General features: G+C 74.0%; 15 protein-coding genes and 1 pseudogene. 2 read left to right on the top strand and 14 right to left on the bottom strand.

All coding sequences use genetic code 11. The features are described 5' to 3' along the window. Window positions 1-1284: an MFS transporter gene (locus ACLQ2W_RS08555; RefSeq protein ID WP_425785913.1), complete on the bottom strand. Its 1284-nt coding sequence runs from the start codon at window positions 1282-1284 to the stop codon at window positions 1-3. Window positions 1285-1355: 71 nt separating this feature from the next. Here ACLQ2W_RS08555 and ACLQ2W_RS08550 point away from each other — a divergent pair, with 71 nt between their 5' ends. Beyond that, a complete protein-coding gene (locus tag ACLQ2W_RS08550) occupies window positions 1356-2360 on the top strand; it encodes a GlxA family transcriptional regulator (RefSeq protein WP_425785912.1) in 1005 nt (334 codons plus the stop codon). Here ACLQ2W_RS08550 and ACLQ2W_RS08545 read toward each other — a convergent pair. The 8 genes and pseudogenes from ACLQ2W_RS08545 to ACLQ2W_RS08510 form a co-directional block, all read right to left on the bottom strand. Next, entirely contained in the window at window positions 2334-2810 is a 477-nt protein-coding gene (locus ACLQ2W_RS08545) for a hypothetical protein (RefSeq protein ID WP_425786039.1), read from the bottom strand. The two genes, ACLQ2W_RS08550 and ACLQ2W_RS08545, sit on opposite strands and share 27 nt — an antisense overlap. A gap of 129 nt (window positions 2811-2939) precedes the next feature. Further along, window positions 2940-4892, bottom strand: a complete 1953-nt coding sequence (locus ACLQ2W_RS08540; protein ID WP_425785911.1) for a VWA domain-containing protein — start codon at window positions 4890-4892, stop codon at window positions 2940-2942. A 2-nt stretch (window positions 4893-4894) separates the two neighbouring features. Continuing rightward, complete coding sequence (locus tag ACLQ2W_RS08535) at window positions 4895-6385, bottom strand: magnesium chelatase (RefSeq protein WP_425785910.1); 1491 nt, start codon at window positions 6383-6385, stop codon at window positions 4895-4897. 71 nt (window positions 6386-6456) lie between these two features. Then, window positions 6457-7515, bottom strand: a complete 1059-nt coding sequence (locus ACLQ2W_RS08530) for a hypothetical protein (RefSeq protein ID WP_425785909.1) — start codon at window positions 7513-7515, stop codon at window positions 6457-6459. A 73-nt stretch (window positions 7516-7588) separates the two neighbouring features. Further along, the gene (locus ACLQ2W_RS08525; RefSeq protein ID WP_425785908.1) at window positions 7589-8239 is read right to left on the bottom strand and encodes a response regulator; all 651 of its coding nucleotides are present in this window, start codon (window positions 8237-8239) and stop codon (window positions 7589-7591) included. Then, window positions 8236-9486 (bottom strand): sensor histidine kinase, encoded by a 1251-nt coding sequence (locus tag ACLQ2W_RS08520; RefSeq protein WP_425785907.1) that lies wholly within the window; start codon window positions 9484-9486, stop codon window positions 8236-8238. Before ACLQ2W_RS08520 ends, ACLQ2W_RS08525 begins: the two co-directional genes overlap by 4 nt. Before the next feature lie 60 nt (window positions 9487-9546). Next, window positions 9547-10044, bottom strand: a complete 498-nt coding sequence (locus ACLQ2W_RS08515; protein WP_425785906.1) for a hemerythrin domain-containing protein — start codon at window positions 10042-10044, stop codon at window positions 9547-9549. 4 nt (window positions 10045-10048) lie between these two features. Further along, window positions 10049-11017 (bottom strand): annotated as a pseudogene (locus ACLQ2W_RS08510) (aldo/keto reductase). Between the two features lie 65 nt (window positions 11018-11082). Between ACLQ2W_RS08510 and mgrA the strand changes: the two are divergent. Then, window positions 11083-12081 (top strand): L-glyceraldehyde 3-phosphate reductase, encoded by a 999-nt coding sequence (mgrA, locus tag ACLQ2W_RS08505; protein ID WP_425785905.1) that lies wholly within the window; start codon window positions 11083-11085, stop codon window positions 12079-12081. A 10-nt stretch (window positions 12082-12091) separates the two neighbouring features. Here mgrA and ACLQ2W_RS08500 read toward each other — a convergent pair whose 3' ends face one another. The 5 genes from ACLQ2W_RS08500 to ACLQ2W_RS08480 form a co-directional block, all read right to left on the bottom strand. After that, complete coding sequence (locus tag ACLQ2W_RS08500; protein ID WP_425785904.1) at window positions 12092-13690, bottom strand: DUF7594 domain-containing protein; 1599 nt, start codon at window positions 13688-13690, stop codon at window positions 12092-12094. Window positions 13691-13755: 65 nt separating this feature from the next. After that, complete coding sequence (locus tag ACLQ2W_RS08495; RefSeq protein WP_425785903.1) at window positions 13756-15939, bottom strand: hypothetical protein; 2184 nt, start codon at window positions 15937-15939, stop codon at window positions 13756-13758. Beyond that, window positions 15936-17309 carry an alkaline phosphatase family protein gene (locus ACLQ2W_RS08490; protein WP_425785902.1) on the bottom strand — a complete coding sequence of 458 codons (1374 nt, stop codon included), beginning with the start codon at window positions 17307-17309 and terminating at the stop codon, window positions 15936-15938. Before ACLQ2W_RS08490 ends, ACLQ2W_RS08495 begins: the two co-directional genes overlap by 4 nt. Further along, window positions 17306-18934 carry a glycosyltransferase family 39 protein gene (locus tag ACLQ2W_RS08485; RefSeq protein ID WP_425785901.1) on the bottom strand — a complete coding sequence of 543 codons (1629 nt, stop codon included), beginning with the start codon at window positions 18932-18934 and terminating at the stop codon, window positions 17306-17308. Before ACLQ2W_RS08485 ends, ACLQ2W_RS08490 begins: the two co-directional genes overlap by 4 nt. After that, window positions 18931-21381: a glycosyltransferase gene (locus ACLQ2W_RS08480; protein ID WP_425785900.1), complete on the bottom strand. Its 2451-nt coding sequence runs from the start codon at window positions 21379-21381 to the stop codon at window positions 18931-18933. Before ACLQ2W_RS08480 ends, ACLQ2W_RS08485 begins: the two co-directional genes overlap by 4 nt. Window positions 21382-21405 lie beyond the last annotated feature (24 nt).

Genomic DNA, 21405 nt, shown 5'->3' with positions numbered 1-21405 from the left:
TCAGCCCCGGTAGCTCCAGGCCCGCCGGCCGGCCGCGACCACGGGCAACGCGAGCGCGGGCCGTCGGCGCAGCAGCAGGGAGAGCCCGGCCGCGCCGATCGACAGCGCACCGGCCACGTACCAGGCCATCGCGTAGTCGCCGAGGCGGTCCCGGACCAGGCCGGCGCCGGTGGCGGCCAGCGCGGCGCCCACCTGGTGCGCGGCGAACACCCAGCCGAACACCACCGCGCCGGACGCGCCGAACCACTCCCGGCACAGCGCCACCGTCGGCGGCACGGTGGCCACCCAGTCCAGCCCGTAGAAGACGATGAAGACCAGCATGCTCGGCTCGGCCCGGCCGGCGAACAGGCTCGGCAGCACCAGCAGCGATCCGCCGCGCAGCGTGTAGTAGGCGCCGAGCAGCAGCCGGCTGTCGACCCGGTCGGTGAGCCAGCCGGACGCCACCGACCCGGCGATGTCGAAGATCCCGACCAGGGCGAGCAGGCCGGCGGCGGTGGTCTCCGGCATGCCGTGGTCGTGCGCGGCCGGCACGAAGTGCGTGCCGACCAGCCCGTTCGTGGTCGCGCCGCAGATCGCGAAGCCGCCGGCCAGCAACCAGAACGGCCGGGTCCGCGCGGCGGCGGCCAGCGCGCCGACCGCGCGACCCGCCGCGCCGCCCGCCGGCCGGGCCGGCGGCAGGACCTCGGTGGCGCCGTAGGCGGGCCGGCCGAGATCCGCCGGGTGCTCGCGCAGCAACCACCCCACCAGGGGTACGACGGCGAGCGCGGCCCCGGCCACGACGAGTGCCGCCGTCCGCCACCCGTGGTCGCGCACCAGCACCGCGAGCAGCGGGAGGAACACCAGTTGCCCGGCCGCCCCGCCGGCGGTGAGCACGCCGGTGACCAGGCCCCGGCGGCGGACGAACCAGCGCCCGGTGACGGTCGCCACGAACGCCAGCGCCATCGAGCCGGTGCCCAGCCCGACCAGCACGCCCCAGCAGAGGATGAGCTGCCAGCTCTCGGTCATCGCCACGGTCAGCCCGCTGCCGGCGGCCACCAGCAGCAGCGCGACGGCCACCACCCGGCGGATGCCGAACCGGTCCATCAGCGCCGCGGCGAACGGGGCGGTGACGCCGTAGAGCAGCAGGTTGACCGAGACGGCGGCGGAGATGGTGGCGAGCGGCCAGCCGAACTCGGCGTGCAACGGATGCAGCAGGACGCCCGGGGTGGCCCGGAAGCCGGCGGCGCCGACCAGCGCCACGAACGCGACGCCGGCGACCAGCCAGGCCGGGTGCAGTCTTCTCACCCACCGAGTCTCGCCACGGCGGGGCCCCGGGGACGAGTGGCCGGAAAGCCATCGTGCGCAATAATCGGGCCATGCCCGCCCTGCCGCCGCACCGCGTCGTCGTCCTCGCCCTGGACGGCGTGGTCGCCCTCGACCTCGGCACCCCCGCCCAGGTCTTCGGCGCCGCCCGCGTCACGGACCGGACCCGGCTGTACGCGGTCACCACCTGCACCGCCGGGGCCCGTCCGGTCCGCAGCACGGGCGGCTTCCGGGTGCTCCCCGACCACGACCTCGACGCGCTGGACACCGCCGACACGGTGATCGTCCCCGGCATCCACGAGGGCCCGCCGCTCACCGCCGGCACGGTGGACGCCGACGTGGCGGACGCGCTGCGCGCCGCCCACGAGCGGGGCGCCCGGATCATGTCCATCTGCACCGGCGCGTTCGTGCTCGCCGCCGCCGGCCTGCTCGACGGCCGACCGGCCACCACCCACTGGGCGTACGCGGCCCGCTTCCGGCGGCTGCACCCGGGCGTACGGCTCGACCCCGAGGTGCTCTTCGTCGACGACGGGCCGGTGCTGACCTCGGCCGGGGTGGCCGCCGGCATCGACCTCTGCCTGCACGTGATCCGCACCGACCACGGCAGCGCGGTGGCCAACCGGGCGGCCCGCCGCTGCGTGGTGCCGCCGTGGCGCGACGGCGGCCAGGCCCAGTACATCGAGCGGCCGGTGCCCCGGGCCACGGCCACCGGCACCGCGGCCACCCGCGAGTGGGCCCGGCACCGGCTGCACGAACCGGTCGCGTTGCGCGAGATGGCCGCGCACGCGCGGATGAGCGTCCGCACGTTCACCCGGCACTTCCGCTCCGAGACCGGGCTCAGCCCGGCGCAGTGGCTGCTGCGGCAGCGCATCGAGCACGCCCGGGTGCTGCTGGAGACCACCGACCTGAGCGTCGACCGGATCGCCCGGGACGCCGGCTTCGGCACCACCGCCGCCCTGCGCCAGCACTTCCACGCCCGGGTGGGCGTGGCCCCGACCGCCTACCGCCGCGCCTTCCGCGCACCCCTGGGGTCAGGCCAGGTGGGGCTGCCGGCGTAGCGCGCGGAGCTGGGTCAGGTGCAGCGGCAGGTGCACCCGGATGTGCAGGTCGAGCGCGCGCCCCCAGGGCAGCGAGTCGTCCACGTCCAGGTCGAAGCCCTCGCGCAGCACGGTCTCGACGGGCGTCTCGGCGGCCGGGCCGAGCCGCTCGGCCAGCGCGCAGAGCTTCAGGCTGGTGGCCCGCAGCAGCGCGGCCAGCGCGTCCAGCCCGCCGCACTCGGAGACCAGCGCGTCGAGCTGCGGGCGGTGCACGGCGTCCAGGTCGTAGTACGCGAACGGCGACCCGGCCAGCACCGCCTCGGTCGCCTCGCTCATCAGCTCGTCGTTGGCGGCGAGGTGCGCGACGATCTGCTCGGCGCTCAGCTCCCCCTCCGGCGGCGACCCGAACCCGCCCGCGTCCACCTCGGCGAGCAGCTCGTCATACGCCCGCCGCAGCGCCGCCGCATCCACCTCGTCCATGCCCGCATCCAACCCCATCCCACCCCCACCCCGCGCGGATTCACGGAAAGCGTGGCCATGGCACGCGGAATGGCCACGCTTTCCGTGAATCCGCGCGGACAGCCGGCGGGGTCGGGGGGGTCAGCGGCGGCCGTGGCGGGCGCGGAGGTAGTCGGAGACGACGTACTCGCCGAGGTCGTTCAGGTCGGGGGTGAACATCCGGCCGCCGGAACGGCGGGCCACCGCGTCGACGAACCGGCGCAGCCCCGGGTCGTCACCGAGCATGAACAGGTTGAGCGTGGCGCCGTACCGGGTCAGCTTGTCCACCTCGCGGATGGTCGCCTCGATCGTCTCCGGCAGCGGGGGCCAGTTGAAGTACGCCTCGCCGTCGTCCGGATCCAGATGGGCGGTGGGCTCGCCGTCGGTCACCACGAGCACCACCGGCTCGGCGCCCGGGTGGCGGCGCAGGTGCCGGCCCGCCAGCCGCAACGCGTGCTGGAGGTTGGTGCCCTGCTCCATGTCCGGCTCCGCCGCCGCCAGTTCCTGCTGGGTCAGCGGCATCGCCTCCCGCCCGAAGCCGACAATCTGCAACGCGTCCTGCGGGAACCGGGTGGCCATCAGGTGCGACAGCGCCAGCGCCGTCTGCTTCATCGGGCCCCACCGCCCCTGCGAGATCATCGAGTACGACAGGTCGACGCAGAGCACCACCGCCGCGGACGCCCGACGCTCGGTCTCCATCACCTCGAAGTCCTCGACCGCCAGCGGCACCGGCACGCCGGGGCCGGCCCGGCGGACCGCCCGGGTCAGCGTGCGCACCACGTCCAGCGGCTGCTCGTCGCCGTACTCCCAGGGTCGGGAGGCGCCGCTGACCTCGCCGGCCGCACCGGCGGAGCGCAGGTCGTGCTGGCCCCGGGGACCGGCCGTCAGGTCGGCGAAGACCCGCCGCAGCGCGGTGCCGGCGAGCCGGCGCAGCGCCTTCGGGCTGAGCGTGAGCCCCTCCGCGTCCCGGGTCACCCAGCCCTGGCGGCGCAGCTCCCGCTCCAGGTCGCGCAGGCGGCGTACGTCGTCGGCGGCGTCCCGGCCCAGCGTCCGGGCCACCGCGTCGACGTCGACGTCGTCAAGCGTGGCGCCGGCCTGGTCCTGGTCGAGCGAGTCCAGCAGCTCGTCGAGTTCGGCGATCTCGTCGAGCGCGCCGGTCGCCTCGCCGTAGCCGAGCGGCTGGTCGCCGCGGACCCGTTCGCCGCGCTGCCAGTTCAGGTCGGGGCGCAGCGAGCGCAGGTGCGCGTCGAGTTGGGACAGCTCCCCGGCGAGCCGGTCGCCGAGCGACTGGCGCATCAGCCCGGCCAGCTCCTCGCGCTGCCGGTCCGACAGCGACCGCATCAGTCGTTCCCCGGCCGCCGACCGGCGGGCCAGCACGTCGATCAGCTCGTCGACGTCGCGGGGCCGTTCCGGGAAGAACTCGCCGTGCCGGCGCATGAACTCGGCGAACGCGTCGGTGGTGTCCTCCGAGCGGGCGTGCCGGGCGAGCAGCTCGTTGAGGTCGCGCATCATGTCGCCGAGCTGCCGCTGGGCGTCCGGGTCACCGGCGGCCCGCGCCGCGTCCCGCAGCCCGGCGAAGCGCTGCTCCAGCACGTCGCCCCGCAGCCCGTCGAGGATCCGCTGGTAGGTCTGGCGGGCCTCGGCGCTGGCCCAGTCGTATTCGGACAGCTCGGAGACCGCGCGCGCGGTGGACCGGGGCAGGTTGTCCAGCACCGCCTCGGCGAACCGGGCGTCGTCGCCGTCGCGGCCCCGCAGCTCGTCCCGCTCGGCGGCGAGCGCCTGGTCGAGCAGCGCCTGGGCCCGGGTGACCGCGCCGTCCAGGTCGCCCCGGCGCAACGCCTCCCGGCGCAGCCGCCGCGCCCGGGCGGCCAGGTCCTGGAGACCGCCGCGACCGTCCGGGCCGCGCCGCAGCAGGTCCCGCAGCGCCTCCCGGAGGCTGCCCCCGCCGAGCACCTCCGCGCCGACCGCGTCCACCGCGGCACGCACGTCGTACGGCGGGGCGAGCGGGTCGGGCCCGCCGCGCCACTGCCCGTACCGGAACCGGTTGCCGGCCACGGTCAGCCCCGGCCGCCGTAGACGGTGCGCCCGGAGTCGGTGACGTCCTTGCCGAGCCGGCGGGTCAGGTGCAGCCCTTCGAGGACGAACTCGACGCCGGCGGCGGCCTCCGCCAGGCTGGGCGCGTCCCCCAGACCGAGCCGGTCGAGCACCTTGGCCAGCCCCGGCACGGTGCCGACCTGGCGCAGCAGCTCCGTGGCGGAGACCAGCTCCCCGGTCTCGACGGCGCCGCCCTCGGCGACCAGCGCGGTGAAGCCGGACAGGTCCAGCCCGGACAGCCGGGCCCGGAACGTCTCCGCCGTGGCGGTACGCAGCAGGTGCGCGAGCACCTCGATCTCGCGCCCCTCCTCACCGCTCTCGAACTCGACCTTCCCGCGCAGCGTCGACGTCACCGAGACCGCGTCGCCGACGCGCGCCACCGCCTCCTCCGGCGCGCGGCGGGACCCGGCGTCGGCGGTGTCGCCGGGGGAACCGGTGTCGCCGGCGGCGAGCAGGCCGGAGCGGCGCAGCGCGGCGGCGGCCACGGTCTCCGCGGCGGCGATGGCGAACCGGGCGGACACCCCGGAGCGCGGGTCCACCGACGGCGACTCGCGCACCCCGCGGGCGAACCGGGCGAGCACCTCCAGCACGTGCTCCGGCACGGTGGCGACGAGGTCGGCCTCCTGCCGGATCAGCGCCAGCTCCAGCTCCAGGTCGAGCGGGTAGTGGGTGCGGATCTCGGCGCCGAAGCGGTCCTTGAGCGGGGTGATGATCCGGCCCCGGTTGGTGTAGTCCTCCGGGTTGGCGCTGGCCACCAGCAGCAGGTCCAGCGGCAGCCGGAGCTGGTAGCCGCGGACCTGGATGTCCCGCTCCTCCAGCACGTTGAGCAGCGCCACCTGGATCCGTTCGGCCAGGTCGGGCAGCTCGTTGACGGCGAACACGCCCCGGTTGGTGCGCGGGACGAGGCCGAAGTGGATGGTCTCCGGGTCGCCGAGCGTCCGCCCCTGGGCGAGCCGGACCGGGTCGACGTCGCCGATCAGGTCGCCCACGCTGGTGTCCGGCGTGGCGAGCTTCTCGCCGTAGCGCATCGACCGGTGCAGCCAGCCGATCGACAGGTCGTCGCCGGCCTCGGCCACCTGGGCCCGGCTGGCCGGGGTGAGCGGGTGCATCGGGTGCTCGTTGAGCACCGAGCCGGGGATCACCGGGGTCCACTCGTCGAGCAGCCCGCCGAGCGCGCGGATCAGCCGGGTCTTGCCCTGCCCCCGCTCGCCGAGCAGCACCATGTCGTGGCCGGCGAGCAGCGCCCGCTCGACCTCGGGCAGCACCGTGTCCTGGTAGCCGACGATGCCGGGGAAGCGCTCCTCGCCGGACCGCATCCGGGCGAGGAGGTTGTCGCGGAGTTCCTGCTTGACGGTGCGGTAGTGGTGGCCGGTCGCGCGCAGCGCGCCGAGCGTGGCGGGCAGCTCGGCCGGCGGAGCCGGGGAAACCTGGGAGTGAGCGCTCACCCGCACCACGCTAGCTCAGTTTTCCCGCGTCGCCCGGTGGTCGGTCCCGCCCCGTGACCGGGACCGACCACCGGGGGCGGTCAGCGCCCGCAGCGGCGGCAGGCGCCGCGGCGGCGCAGCAGGTAGGCGTACGCGGCGGCGCCGAGCGCCACGCCCCACAGCGGCCAGAGCAGCATCGGCAGCGTGGTGAGGCTGAACCCGCCGGTCAACGCCCAGAACCGTGGGGCGGTGAGCAGCCCGAGGGAGCCGGCGGTGACCGCGAGCGCGACGAGCGTGGCGGGCGCCACGGCGAGCGACACCGGCACCCGGCGGCCGGCCAGGCCGACCATCCACCGGGGGAACCGCTCGCCCCAGGGCCGGACCAGCCCGAGCGTGAGCACCGCCCCGGCCACCGCGAAGGCGCCCAGCCCGGCGCCCGCCCAGACGAGCCCGCTGTCGTGCATCTCGTCGAGGAAGTCGCGGGAGATGCCGAGCGGGATGCCGGCGGCCCAGGCGAGCCGGGTGAGCGCGTACAGGGTGGGGATGACCGCGGCGGTCCAGGCCGCCCAGCGCCCCCAGCGGGCCGCGGCGGCCGCTGTGGTCCAGCCCCGCCCGCCGTCGCCCCGGCCGCAGGCGGCACAGGCCCCGACGGTACGGCGTTGCCAGCCGAGCACCGCCAGGGCGAGCAGCACCCCGCCCGCCATCGCGGCGGTTTTGCACAGCAGCGTCCAGGTGAACACGTCGGCGTAGTCGACCGGTGGCCAGCCGAACGGCGCGCCGACGAGCAGGATCGGCGCGTAGCCCAGCGTGATCAGCACCCGGGTGTCCGGCACCACCACGGCCAGCCCGAACGCGACCGTCCAGCCGTGGCCGAGCAGCAGCGCGCGCAGCGGCCGGGACGGGTGGGCGACCGGGCCGGCCATGGCCAGCGCGACGACCGCGGCGGTGAGCAGCAGCGCCGCGAACAGCGCCGGCCCGACCGACACCGGCACCAGGCGGAGCAGGTTGACCTCGCGGTCCCGGTCGTGCGCGCCGAACGGGTAGCCGGCGCGGGTCACGGTGGAGATCAGGGCGAGCACGCCCCAGAGCGCGAGCCAGCCGGCGGCGAGCGGCGCGGTCCGGGACCGGTGACGGGTCGGTGCGAGCGACGTGGCGGTCATGGTTCGAGCCTCGGCTCCCGGCGACCCGAAACCCTCCCGTGGCGGAGTGAGACGCCTCCCCCGGCCGGGGGACTCAGCCGGTCGGCACCACGAACCCCGACTCGTACGCGGCGATCACCGCCTGGGTGCGGTCCCGCACCCCGAGCTTGGCCAGCACGTTCCCGACGTGCGTCTTGACCGTCTCCCCGCCGACCACCAGCCGGGCGGCGATCTCCGGGTTCGACAGCCCGGCCGCCATCAGCCGCAGCACCTCGGCCTCCCGCTCGGTGAGCCGGGCGGCGGCCAGCCGGTCCCCACCGCGTCGCCCGTACGCGCCGACGAGCTGCCGGATCGCGGCCGGGAAGAGCAGCGACTCGCCGGCCGCGACCACCCGGATCGCCTCCACCACCTCGGCGGGGCGGGCCCGTTTGAGCAGGAAGCCGCTCGCGCCGGCGCGCAGCGCCTCGTAGACGTACTCGTCGTTGGCGAACGTGGTGACCACCAGCACGCGCGGCGGGTCGGCGGAGGCGGCGAGCAGCCGGCGGGTGGCCTGGATGCCGTCGATGGCCGGCATCCGCACGTCCATCAGCACCACCCGCGGCCGCAGCCTGGCCACCAGCGGCGGCACCGCCGCGCCGTCCGCCGCCTCGCCGACCACGCGCAGGTCCGGCTGGGCGTCCACGATGGCCCGCAGCCCGACCCGGATCAGCTCGTCGTCGTCCACGACCAGCACGTCGATGGTCACCCGGGCTCCTTCCTCGGCGCCGGCAGGGTGGCCCGGACCCGCCACCGGTCCCCGACCGGGCCGGCGTCGAGCCGCCCGCCGAGCAGCAGCACCCGTTCCCGCATGCCGTCCAGCCCGCGTCCGCCGCCGGTCGGGCCGGTGCCGCCGCGCACGGTGTTGACCAGCTCGATCGCCAACCCGTCCGGGGGTACGCCGACCCGCAGCGTGACCGGTCCCCGGCCGTGCCGGGCCGCGTTGGTCAGCCCTTCCTGCACGATCCGGTAGCCCTCGCGGGACACCACCGCGGGCAGCGCGTCCAGCGGGCCGTCGACCCGGGACTCGACGACCAGCCCGGCGGCCCGGGCGGCGGCGACCAGGTCGGCGAGGCCGGCCAGGGTGGGCTGCGGCGCGGTGGACGCGGCCGGCCGCCCGGCGTCCGTCTCGCGGAGCAGCCCGAGCACCTGGTCGAGGTCGTCCATGGCCCGGCGGCTGGTCTCCTCGATGGCCCGCAGCGCCCGCCGGGTGAACTCCGGGTCGGTGTCGAGCAGCTCCCGCCCGGCGCCGGCCTGGAGCGTCGCCACGGTCAGCGCGTGCCCCACCGAGTCGTGCAGTTCCCGGGCCAGCCGGTTGCGTTCGGCCAGCCGCACGGCCCGGGCCTCCAACGCGGCGATCCGCTCGGCCTGGGCCGGGCCGAGCAGCACCGGCGCCATCGAGGCGGCGAGCGCGCCCAGCCCGGCCACCGCGTACCCGAGCACGACCAGCAGGGCCACCCCGGCCAGCCCGGCCGGCACCGGGCGGGCCGGGTCGAACGGCCCGAAACGCTCGCCCGGCCCGGCCCCGGTGTCGATCCCGGTCAGCCCGACGACGAACACCAGCGCCATCGGGAACGCGCTGATCGCGGCGAACAGCACGGCCGCGCCGGTGCCCAGGTGCATGGCGATCCAGAGCGCGGCGCGCAACCGGGTCTCCCGGTCGACGCGGTGGCCCGGCAGCGGCTCCGGCAGGTCGACCGCGAGCAGCGCCCGGGCGGCGGCGATCTCCAGCGCCCGGCTGCCGGCCAGGAACACCGGCACCACGGCCAGCCCGACGCCGACCAGCAGCAGCCCGTACCCGAGCGGGCGCGGCACCTCCGTGCTGGTCAGGAGCTGCGCGAACGCCACCACCAGCAGCGCGTACGGCAGCGCGAGCACGCCGCCGAGCAGCAGGAACACGGCACGCCGCCAGGTGCTGCCGCGCACCAGCGGCGCGAGCGCGCCCCGGACCGTCATCCGGTCATTGTCCCGTCGCCGGTTCCCGGGCGACTCCCCCACGCCGGGGAGATCGGCCGGTCAGCGGTGGTCGCGCACGTAGCCCTGCGGGTCCTTGTCGCGGAACGGCAGGTCCCGGCCGTTCTTGTGCTCGCCGTAGAAGGTGAGCCAACGCGCCCCCAGCTCGGCCCGCAGCTCCACGCTCGCGTGCCGGCGGAAGTCGGGCAGCGCCTCGTCCTCCTCCTCGGCCAGGTGCTCGCTGTTCTCCCGGCGGGCCGTGCCGACCGCCGCCCACCAGGCGTCCGAGCCGACCTCGTGCAGCTTGGCCTCGACTATCGCGTCGCGGATCTTGTTGTGGTCGCCGATCGCGTCGGCGGTCTCGTCCTCGCCGTCGTCGCCGTGCTTCACCAGGTGCGGATAGAGGATGGCCTCCTCCGCCTCGGCGTGGATGTCCAGGTGCAGCGCGAGCGCCTCCCAGATCGCCAGCATCTCGGCCGGGTCGCGGGCGTCGTCGAGTCGGGCGAAGCCGCGCCGGAAGGCGGCGTGGTCGTCCAGGATCAGTGCGGTGACGTCGTCCATGCGGTCACTTCCCCAGTCGGGCGCGGATCAGCCGGGGCATCGCGGCCAGGCCGGTGACCGGCCGGAACGCGTGCGCGGCGGCGACCAGCGCGGCGTACTCGTCGTCGGCCAGGTCGATGTCGGCGGCGGCCGCGTTGCGTTCCATCTGCTCCACCCCGGACGCGCCGGGGATGGCCACCACGTTCGGGTGTCGCAGCACGTACGCGAGCGCGATCTGGCTCGGGGTGGCGTCGTGCGCGTCGGCCACCTCGCGCAGCGTGGCGATCAGTTCGGTGCCGCGGGCCAGGTTCTCCGGCAGGAAGTACGGGTTGGCCCGGCGCACCGCCCCGGACGGCGGGTTGCTGGCGTCGTAGCGGCCGGAGAGGAACCCCTGCGCCAGCGGGCTGTACGCGATGACGATCCGGCCGGCCTGCTCCGCGTACGGGATCAGGTCCTCCTCCGGGCCGCGGTCGATCATGCTGTAGCGGACCTGGTTGCTCAGCACCCGGCGGCCCAGCGCGGCCTCGGCGAACCGCCACCGGCGCAGGTCGTAGTTGCTGACCCCGACCTCGGCGACCAGCCCGACGTCCTGGAGCGTGCGCATGCCGCGCATGGTGGTGGTGTCGGCGACCACCGGGTTGGCCTGGTGCACCTAGTAGAGGTCGATGCGGTCGACGCCGAGCCGGGCGGCGGAGGCGACCGCCCGCTGCTGCACCACCGGGGCGACCGGCAGCAGCGGGAAGATCTTGCTGGCCACCACCACCTTCGCCCGGTCGTCCCCCAGCGCGGCGCCGAGGATGCGTTCGCTGCGGCCGAAGCCGTACAGCTCGGCGGTGTCGAAGAGGGTGACCCCGAGGTCGAGCGCCCGCCGCACGATCTCGGCCGCCCGCCGCTCGTAGTCGGCGCCGTAGCCCCACTCGCGGGAGCCGAACTGCCACGTGCCGAGACCGATCTTGGAAATGGGCTTGGGAGTGTCGAGCCGCACGAAACGCATGGCTCCGACGCTACCCGCGCCCCGGTGCCCGCACACCGGTTCGCCGGTGGGCGCAGAATGATCGGGTGACCTACCTCGCCAGCGACGACCGTTACGACTCGATGCTCTACCGGCGCAGCGGCCGCAGCGGGCTGAAGCTGCCCGTCATCTCCCTCGGCCTGTGGCACAACTTCGGGCCGGACCGGCCCTTCGAACGGCAGCGCGACATCGTCCGCCGCGCCTTCGACCTCGGCATCACCCACTTCGATCTGGCCAACAACTACGGCCCGCCGCCGGGTGCGGCGGAGGAGGTGTTCGGCCGGCTGCTCGCCACCGACCTGAAGCCGTACCGGGACGAGCTGGTGGTGTCCAGCAAGGCCGGCTACCTGATGTGGCCCGGCCCGTACGGCGAGTGGGGCTCCCGGAAGTACCTGATCTCGTCGCTGGACCAGTCGCTGCGCCGGCTGGGCCTGGATCACGTGGACATCTTCTACTCGCACCGGTTCGACCCGGACACGCCACTCGAGGAGACGATGGGCGCGTTGGACGCGATCGTCCGCTCGGGCAAGGCGCTCTACGTGGGCATCTCCAACTACGACTCGGAGCAGACCGCCCGGGCCGCCGAGATCCTCCGGGACCTGGGCACCCCGCTGCTGATCAACCAGCCGTCGTACTCGATGCTCAACCGCTGGACCGAGTCCGACGGCCTGCTGGACACGCTGGACCAGGTCGGCGCCGGGTGCATCGCGTTCAGCCCGCTGGCCCAGGGCCTGCTCACCGACCGTTACCTGGGCGGCATCCCGGCCGACTCGCGCGTGCGGACCAGCGTCTTCCTCAACGAGAGCGACCTGGACGAGTCGCGGATGGCCACCGTCCGCGCGCTCGCCGAGGTGGCCCGGCGGCGGGGGCAGGGCCTGGCCCAGCTCGCCCTGGTCTGGGCGTTGCGCGACCCGCGGATGACCAGCCTGATCATCGGCGCGAGCAGTGTCGAGCAGTTGGCCGGCAACGTCGCCGCGCTGGACGACCTGGACCTCGCCGGCGAGGACCTGGCCGAGATCGACCAGATCCTCGCCGACCCGCGGTGACGCCCGGCGGTCAGTGGAAGATGGTGCCGTTGCCGGCGTCCCGGATCGCGCTCACCCGGTTCGGGGTGAACGTGTTGCCGGGTCCGACCACAGTCGCGTTGCAGCCCTCGGTGACGTAGAGCCCGTAACGCTCCGTCTTGACGATCTGGTTGTCGATGGCCACGTTCCCGCTGACCACGGTGTCGACACAGGTGATCCCGGTCGCGGTGGTGACCCGGATGCCGTCCCGGTTGGGCGTGTCGTCGGAGCTGTCGGTGACGTGGTTGTCGACGACCTGGTTGCCGGCGCCGCTGTTGATGTTGATGCCGTCCTGCCCGGCCTGGTCGACCACGTTGTCGCTGATCAGGTTGTGGTCGGCCGTCTTGTTCGGCTGGTCGGCCGTGGACGAGGCGCGGTTGACCTGGATGCCGTGCCCGCCCACGCCGGTGATGGTGCAGCCGGTGACCGTGTCACCACTGGTCGCCAGCAGCTCGACGCCGTCGCTCTGGGCACCGCTGATGACGCAGTCCCGGACCGTGTTGCCCATCGACGTCCAGGTCTGGTTCTTGCCGTCGAACACGATGCCCCGCCCCCGGGACGCGGTCACCCGCACCCGCTCCACGACCATGTTGTTGCCGTCGTCGAAGTCGAGCGCGTCGCTGGTGCTCCGGAACGCGCCGCCGGCCGAGACCGCGAGGTCCCGGACGATCACGCCGTCCCATCCCTTGGTGTTGAACGGCTCGGTGTCCCCCGCCGACGAGTTGTCGTTGCGGATCAGCGTGTCGTACATGCCGGCGCCGACGAAGGTCACCTTGCGGATGCCCTCCAGTTTCATGTACTCGGCGCCGAAGTCGAACGTGCCGGCCTCGAACCGGACCGTGCCGCCGCCCAGCCGGTTCAGCTCGACCACGGCGCTCTCCAGCACGGTCTTGAGACTGCCGGTGTAGGTCTCCCCGGTGACGTCGGAGGCCGCCCGGTAGGTCGTCGACCCGGTCCTGGTCACCACGTACGGCGACGGGTTGGGTGGCGCCGGCGTCAACAGTTGCGGCTTGTTGACGCCCTCCCGGCTGGTCACCCGTAGGCCGGTGTCGTTGGTGGTGGTGAGCGCCACGGTCACCGGCCCGTTGCCGGTGACCAGCGACGAGACGTTCACCGACACCCAGGTGTCCGCGCCCACGGGTCCGCTGCGGACGACCGCCGCGCCGATCGGTGGGGCGTTGCCGTAGGTGATGGTGTTCTCGTCCCAGGTGTTGTCGGCGACGGGGTGGACGTCCACCCCGGTGCTGCTGGCGGTCTCCACGTAGAAACGCAGCACCGCGGTCGGGTCCGTGGCCACGTCGGTGACCTCGAAGCGCAGGTAGGCGACCTGCCAGGGGACGGCGTCGACGCGGAGCGAGGCGGTCCGCCCCGCGTTGACCGTCGGATGGGAGGCGTCCACCCAGGCGTCGGCGACCGGGTTGAGCGTCACGGCCGCGGCGGCCCGGGCCACCTGGGCCGCGGTGGTGGCGTGCGGCTTCGCCGGGGTGCCGGCGGGTGCCGCGGCGACGGGCGGAGCGACGGCGGCGACGGCCAGGAGCAGGACGGGTGCCGGCGCGAGGAGACGGACCAGGGATCGGGATCGAGTTGTCATCGGTCCTCCAGAACGGTGTGGAGGGTGGTCCGGGCCGGCCGCGACATCGGTGGTGGGTCGCCCGGTCAGTGGTGGAGCGGCGCCTCCTCGGACCGCGTGGCGCCGGATGGGGTCGACGGTGTGGCGGCGGCTCGCGCGCGCCGTCGACGGCGGTACAGCCAGAGCGGCACCAGGACCACCGCGCCGACCGCCAGGATCAGCGCGGCCCAGGCGGGCAGGCCCCAGTCGTCGCCCTCGGCGCTGCTGTCCAGTTGCGCGTCCGGGTGCGGGGCGACGCCGAGCAGGTCGGCCAGGACCTCCAGGTACCTGCTGCCCCACTCTTCGCTCGGTTCCACGTAGGTGTTCTCGGTGAACTCGTTCCAGCTGATGACGCCGAGGGCGTCGGGCTGGGAGAGCCGGGCGGCGGCGAAGGACGCGCGCAGGGTCTCGCCGTCCCGGCGGGGCACCTCCCTTCTCCCGCCGATCTGGCGGGCGTCGAAGCCGGGCGAGACCGGGGCGATCCACAACCCGCCCCGGAGATGGACGGCCCGGGACATCGCGGTGAGCTTGTCCCGGCTGCGGTCGACGAGCGGGTCGGCGGAGGACCAGTAGTACGCCTGCCCGTCCAGCGTCGACTGGCTGGTCACCACCGAGACGCTCTTGGCGGTGCCGAGGACCTGGAGCTTCTCCTGGGCCTGGCGGACGGTGTCCGCGACCTCGGTGGCGGAGTACCTGTCGCTGCCGTTCCAGATCACCACCGGCTGGTCGAAGATCCCGAAGACCGGGTCGGCGGCGTAGCGTTCGGCGAAGAGGGCCAGGTCGGTCCGGACCGTGGCCAGCGGCAACGGCTTGCGGCTGAAGTCGATGCCCTGGTAGACGATGCCGAGCCGGAAGCTCTCGGCGCGGGCGACCTCGACCAGCGCGGCGAGTCGTTCGTCGAGTTGCTCGGTGTGTTTCCAGGAGACCAGGAAGCCGGTGATCCCGGCCGCCTTGGCCATCCGGACGTGCCGCCGCATGATCTCCTGGTCGTCGCTGGAGTAGCGGCCGAGCACCGGGTAGTCGCTCTTCGCCCGGTTCCACGAGCTGGGGTTGAACCAGATGTAGTAGTAGGCCAGCACCGGAACCGGCGACGACGTCGGGGTCGCCGCGGGCCCGGACCGGGCGGGCGCGGCCTGGGCCCGGGCCGCCGGCAGGCTCGCCGCGGCGACCGCCAGCAGCACCAGCACCAGGCCGGCGGCGGCGCGGGGCCGCCAGCGACGCCGACCGGGCCGCCGCGCGACGCGGCGGAGTGCCCGGATCGGGCGGCGCAGGTGCGGGCGGCCCAGCAGGACCAACCCGACGGCCACCCCGAGCACGCCCACCGCCACCAGGGTCAGGTCGACGATGCTGATCACGGTGAGCGTCACCTCCTGGTCCCGGCTGATGGTCACCGGCCGGCCGAAGGAGAGGCCGCCGCCGCGGACGGTCAGGGTGTAGGTGCCCCGGGGCAGGTCGGGGACCAGCACGGTGCCGTCCGGGCCGAACCCCAGCCGCTGCACCCGCCCGTCGGCCCGGGTGAGCTGGATCCCGCTGCCGGCCCGCCGGGGGAAGAGCATGTCCGAGGCGGTGAACGACACCTTGAAGAAGAGCAACTGCACCACCCAGGCCTGCCGGTCCCAGGGCACGAACTTCTGGCCGGCCCGGTTGACCACCGAGGTGCCGTCCACCATCACGGCGTCCACCACGTAGTAGAGGCGTTTCGAGACGAGCCCCCGGGGCCCCTGCTGGGTGCGGCTCTCGGCGACCCAGAGCGGCTTCGTCAACTGGTCGCCGGTCAGCTCGATGATCTCGCCGGTGTTGCTGCGCAGCCGCATCGCGGTCGCCCGCCGGGCCGGCACCGGTGACCCGAACCGGTCGGTGTAGCGCCAGCTCACCCGCCGGATCGTGCGCAGGCCCACCTCGACGATCCGGTCCCGGACGCCGTGGTCCACGCTGCCCCGGATGCGGTCGAGCACCACCTTCCGGTCGGCGCCGACGGTCGCCGACCCGACCGTGAGCCGGTTGTCGAGCCCGAGGAAGTTCTTCACCCGGATGTTCACCCGGCCCTTGGCGTCCGAGCGGCCGGTGTTGCCGTCCACCGCGACCGGCACGCCCCGGATCGGCGGCACCATCTGCAGGTGCAGCGTGCCGGGCAGCGCGGAGCGGGGTGCCGCGGTGGCGGCGGCCGGGGTGAGCAGGACGACCAGGAGCACCAGGAGCAGCGGCGGCAGCAGCCGGCGGGCGGCGCTCACCGCGACCGCCGCCGGCCACGGACGGCCGCGGCGCCGACCAACGCGCCGACCAGCAGCAGCGCGGTGGCGTACGAGCCGTAGACCGGCCGGGGGTCGGGCCGCTTCAACGCGACAGCGGTGCGTTCGGCGCTGAGCAGGACGCCGGGACGGGGCGGCGCGTCGAAGTCGAACGCGTCGAGGAACGTGTTCGCCTTGGCGTCCCGGCTGGCGAGCGGTCTCAGCCGCCAGTTGATCTCGATGAACTTGAGCACCGAGGTGAAGTCGAGCGTGGTGGAGTCGACCCGTCCGCGCCGGGCGTACGGGCTGACCAGCAGCGCCGGCACCCGGAACCCGTAGCCGTACTGGTCGACCTTGGGCGGTTTGACGTGGTCGTACCAGCCGCCCCAGTCGTCGTACGACCAGATGAAGGCCGACGAGGACCACTCGGGGGACCGCATGAGCTGCGTCAGCAGCGCCCGCACCAGGTTCTGGCCGGCGCCGATGTTGCCCGGCGGGTGCTCGCTGTTGCCGGCCGGCGCGATGAAGGAGACCGCCGGCAGGTCGCCCTTGGCCGCGTCCGCGTAGTACTCGTCGAGATCCACGATCTTGGAGAACAGGCGCGGGTCGTCGACGTAGCGGGCGTACCCCAGCAGCGGCACCCAGATGACCTGCGCGCCCCGGTCGATGTCCTCCTCCTCGACGCGGGACCGGAACGTGATGGTCGGGTCGTAGTTCTGCACGTAGAACTTCCAACTGATCCCGGCCGCCTCCAGCCGGTCGAAGATGGTCGGGATGTTCCCCCAGCCGGTCGCCGGGATGGTCTCCGCCTTGCCGGCCGCGCCCGGACCGCCGGTGACCCGGTACATGTGGTTGCGGATGCTGCCGGAGTGCGACGAGCTGAAGAAGCGGTCGAAGAGCACGTACTCGTCGGCCAGGTTCCAGTAGTACGGCAGGTCGCGGTCGTCGTAGTAGGCCATCGCCATCCGGCCGTCCTTGCCCGCCTTGCTCACCCCCTCCACGAAGCCGTTCATCCGGCCGCCGTTGTACTGCTGGGCGAACGCGTCGGCGGAGTGGTCGAGGTCGATCGCGCCCAGCTTGCCGATGTGGAACGGCTTGACGCAGGGTTCCGGCAGGTCCGACCGCATCGGCATGCAGACGCCCTTCGGGATGCCGTCCACCCCGGGCCGGGTGCCGAAGTAGTTGTCGAACGTGTGGTTCTCCTGCATCAGGAAGACCACGTTCTCGATCGGCGTGGTCGGCGTGGTCGGCGTCGCCGGGGCGGCCGACGCGGCGGCCGGCGTCGCCGTCACCACGGCCAGGGCCAGCAGCACGGCGACGGCCGACAGCCGCCCGGCGCGACGCCGGAGCACGGAATCGATCCGACGGGTCATGGACGCACCTCATAGATGATGATCACGGGGACGGGAACGGCGCGACCGGAGGCGTCGGCGCCGCCGACGTACTCGGTGTGCACGATCCGGCCGTGATAGCGCCGGACGAGGGTCGCCAGCCGGTCGGCGAAGAACGTCGAGCGACGCGCGGAGAACGAGTCCCAGACGATGTAGTGCAGGTTGTTGTTGCGCAGCCACCCGTCCGGGTTGTTGAGCGCCACGTAGGACGGGTTGCGGTGCAACGGGTTCGGGCTGACCGACAGTCCGTAGCTCTGCCGCTGGCCGTAGTAGCGGATGATGTTCGACATGGACGGGCCGAGGGTGAGGATCACCGACCCGTCCGGCGTGTGGTCGGTCAACCACCGGCCGGCCTCCCGGCCACCCGGCACGCCGCCGGAGCCGGCCAGGAAGTGCGCCCCACCCTGCTGGCTGACCGCCCGCCAACACGGTCCGAGGAGGCTCAGCGCGACCGTGGCGACGGCCACCAGCCGGACCACCAGGTGCACGCGGGCCCGGGGCATCACCCGCCGGGGGACGGCGGCGAGCCGGGCCGGCACCGGCAGGACGGCCAACGCCCGCGCGGCGAGCACCGCCACCGGCACGACGACCGGCAGCAGGTACTGGAAACCCTTGACCGGCCAGAGTTGGAAGAAGACCACCGGCACGGCGATCCAGGACAGCAGCAGCGTCTCCCGCCAGCTCCGCTGCCGGCGGGCCCACCACAGCCCTCCGAACGCGGCGAGCAGCACCAGCAGCCCGATCGACGAGGGCACGTTCTCCAGGTAGAACGACATCGGGTGGTTGGGGCGCCGGAACAACTGCCAGACGAGGTAGTTGCGCCCGGTCTCGGTGCGGCCGGCCAGCGCCTGGGAGATCGGATGGGTGGCGAAGACCAGCGCCAGCACCGGCAGCGCCAGCAGCGTGGCCCGCACCGGCCGGCGTACGCCGGGGGTGAGCGCCAGGAACGCGTAGACGCTGCCGGCCAGCACGATGCTGGTCTCCTTGGCCAGCATGGTGACGCCGAGCATGGCGGCGGTGGCCACGTACCAGAGCGCGTCCTGCCGTTGGACGAACCGGACCATGCAGTACAGCGTGAGCGTGGCCAGCAGCACCATCGGCCCGTCCAGCAGCACCTGCCGGGTCACCACCACGTGGTACGGCATCACGGCCAGCAACAGCGCGGCGATGAGCCCGACCCGCCGGGTGTAGAGCCGGGCGCCCAGCGGGTACACCGCGAGCACGGTCAGCACGCCGAGCGCCACGACGACCAGCCGGCCGGCCACGTCCACCTCGCCGGCCCGGAAGAACGGCGACAGCAACGCCTGGACGAGCATCGGGTGGGCCCGGAAGACCGGGAAGTACTCGGTGTAGCGGGGGTTGCCGGCGAGCGAGGCGGCCTGCCCGGCGTACACCGCCTCGTCGCTGTTGAAGCCGAACGCGTCGATCTGCCACGTCCGGACGAACAGCGCCAGCACGGCGACCCCGGTCAGCCCACCGGCCACCTTCCACCGTGGCCGCCGCAGCGCCGGCAGCCAGGACGGCGGCGCCGACCTCGCCGGTCGCTGCGCCTCGCCCCGCCGCTGCTCGGGCAGCGTGTCGGTGGTGGCCGGATGGCTCACGCTCACGCGGGCCCTCCCGCCACGGTCAGGTCACCGCTCCAGCTCGGCCACGGCTGGGCGGGCACCACCGGGGCGCCCCGGCCGGCGCGTTCCTCCCGCAGCAGCCGGGGGATCTCGTCGGCCCAGCCGAAGGTGTCCGAGACGACGACCCGGCTGCGGACGTGGGACAGGAAGCTGGCGAGGATGTCCCGCTCCCGCGCCCGGAGCTGGCCGTACCCCTGACCGTCGATGGTGATGGACGGCGCGAGGTACCGGAACGGCGGGAACCCGTACGCGTCGTCGGTGTTGTCGATCATGCGGTCGAGCGTGTCGGCGGCCCCCAGCTCGGTGATGTCGGGTTTGCCGCGCTCGATGACGAACAGCTCCTCCACCCGGGTGGTGGTGCCGATCCGGCACGGCACCAGACGGTCGACGCTGTACTTCGGCGGCGGGATCAGCAACTGGGTGACCGCGTTGATCCCCATGATCGGCAGGTTGAACCGGCTGAGCGTCAGCGCCAGCGACCGGCCGCCCTTGGAGTGCAGGCGGCTCTGGAGTTGCAGCCGCCGCCACTCGGCGGGCGTCAGGTCCTGCGCCTGCACGGCACGGAGCGTGTGCGCGCTGATGGTGAGCGGCTTGGGGAAGCAGGTCGCCACCCCGTCCGGCCGGACGATCGTCATGTCGTCGGAGAGGAAGAGACCGCCGTGGTCGCGGAGCAGCCGCAGCACGGTGGCGGTCTTGCCGGTGTCGGTGAGCGCCGAGAGCATCACCCCGACCCCGTCGAGCGTGACGCACGCGGAGTGCAGCAGCATGTGGCCCCGGGCCACCATGACGAACCGGAGCAGCGCCTCGATGATGTTGGTGTAGACCACGTGCGGCGAGTGGGCCAGCAGCGGGCCGACCTGGATCTCGATCGGCGGTCCGAGCTGGATGCGGAAGTTCGCGCCCCACCGGCCGAGCTGCTCCTCGTAGCGCAGCACGGACTGGTCGGCGTACTGGGTCATGGCCGCGCGGCGCTGCGGCCCGCGACCGCCGATGTCGCTGACCCGCACCGCGATGTCCACCTCGGAGTCGGGCACCCACTGGGCCCGGAAGAACTCCAGCTCCGGCAGCATGATCTGCGAGCCGATGGTCACCACGCCGGCGACGTCGTAGCGGTACTTGAGGTACTGGTAGCGACGGCGCGACGGGGTGCTGGGCGCCTCGGAGGCGCCGGCGACGAGCAACCGCACCGGGTCGCGGCGGGCCTTGTCGACGGCGGTGTAGATGACCCGGTCGTTGACCAGGAACCGGACCAGGAAGAGCGCCACCAGGGTGACCGCGTTGGCCACCAGGATGCCGACCCCCGCCCACACCAGGGCCTGGAGCACGGGCAGCCGCAGCAGCAGCAACGCGTTGTTGAGCAGGAAGAACCGGGCCGCCCGGGCGGCGAACGAGCCGTGCCGGTTCCGCCGGTAGATCAGGCTGTCGATCAGCAGGAAGTTCCACGTGGTGGAGACCTGGGTGGCCAGCGCCGCACCGATCAGGTGGTGCATCCGGGCGGGTTCGTAGCAGAACCAGAGCACGGCGGTGTTCACCACCATGCCGGAGAGCCCCACCATGCCGAACGCGATCATCCGGCCCAGTTCGCGCAGCCGCTCGGCGTGGGTACGCGGGCTCCGCCGGATCTGCCCGACGAGGCGGCGGCCCCGCAGCCGGGCCAGGTGCCGCAGGAACGTCGCGCCCTCCCGCAGGGACGCCTTCGACCGGCCGCCGTGCCGGGGCGCCATGTCGTACGCCACCTCGGCGACCCGGGCGCCGGGATGGCGCACCAGCAGCTCCAACAGCACCTTGAAGCCGGTCGGGTTCATCCGGTCCAGGCGCACCGCGGCCCGGCGGAAGGCGAACAGCCCGCTCATCGGGTCGCTCACCGTCGCCAGCCGGCGCGGGAACATGCCCTTCACCAGTCGGGTCGCCCAGGACGAGGTCGCCGTCCGGAGGGCCCCGTCGAGCCCGACCGGGGAGCCGCTGCCGGCGTACCGGGTGCCGATGACGACGTCGACGTCGTGCCGCATGGCGATCCGCGCGAGCGTCGCCGCCGCGGCCGGCGGGTGCTGGAGGTCGGCGTCCATCACCAGCACCCACTCGCCGCGGGCGTGCGCGGTGCCGAGCAGGACCGCGCCGCCCAGTCCACCGGCGCGGGCGTGCGGCGGCCGGTGCAGCAGCCGTACGGTGATCGGCGCCCCCGCGGCCACCCGGGTGAGCACCTCCGGCGTGCCGTCGTCGCTGTCGTCGACCACGAGGAGTTCGGCGTCGAGCGGCGCCAGCAGCGGGCCGAGCCGCGCCAGCAGGATCGGGACGTTCTCCGCCTCGTTCCGGGTCGGCACGATGACGGTCAGTCGGGGCGGGCGGCCCTCGTCCGCCTCGTGCAGCGCCTGGAGCTGCGCCTCCGGTTCGGTTCGCCGGTCGCGAACTCCGGATCCGACTCTGTTCATGTCAACCCCCATGGTCGGCACGAG

It is taken from the genome of Micromonospora sp. DT227, from assembly GCF_049841835.1.
In the GTDB taxonomy this organism is placed as follows: domain Bacteria; phylum Actinomycetota; class Actinomycetes; order Mycobacteriales; family Micromonosporaceae; genus Micromonospora.
This window is presented reverse-complemented; position numbering and strand designations above follow the sequence as displayed.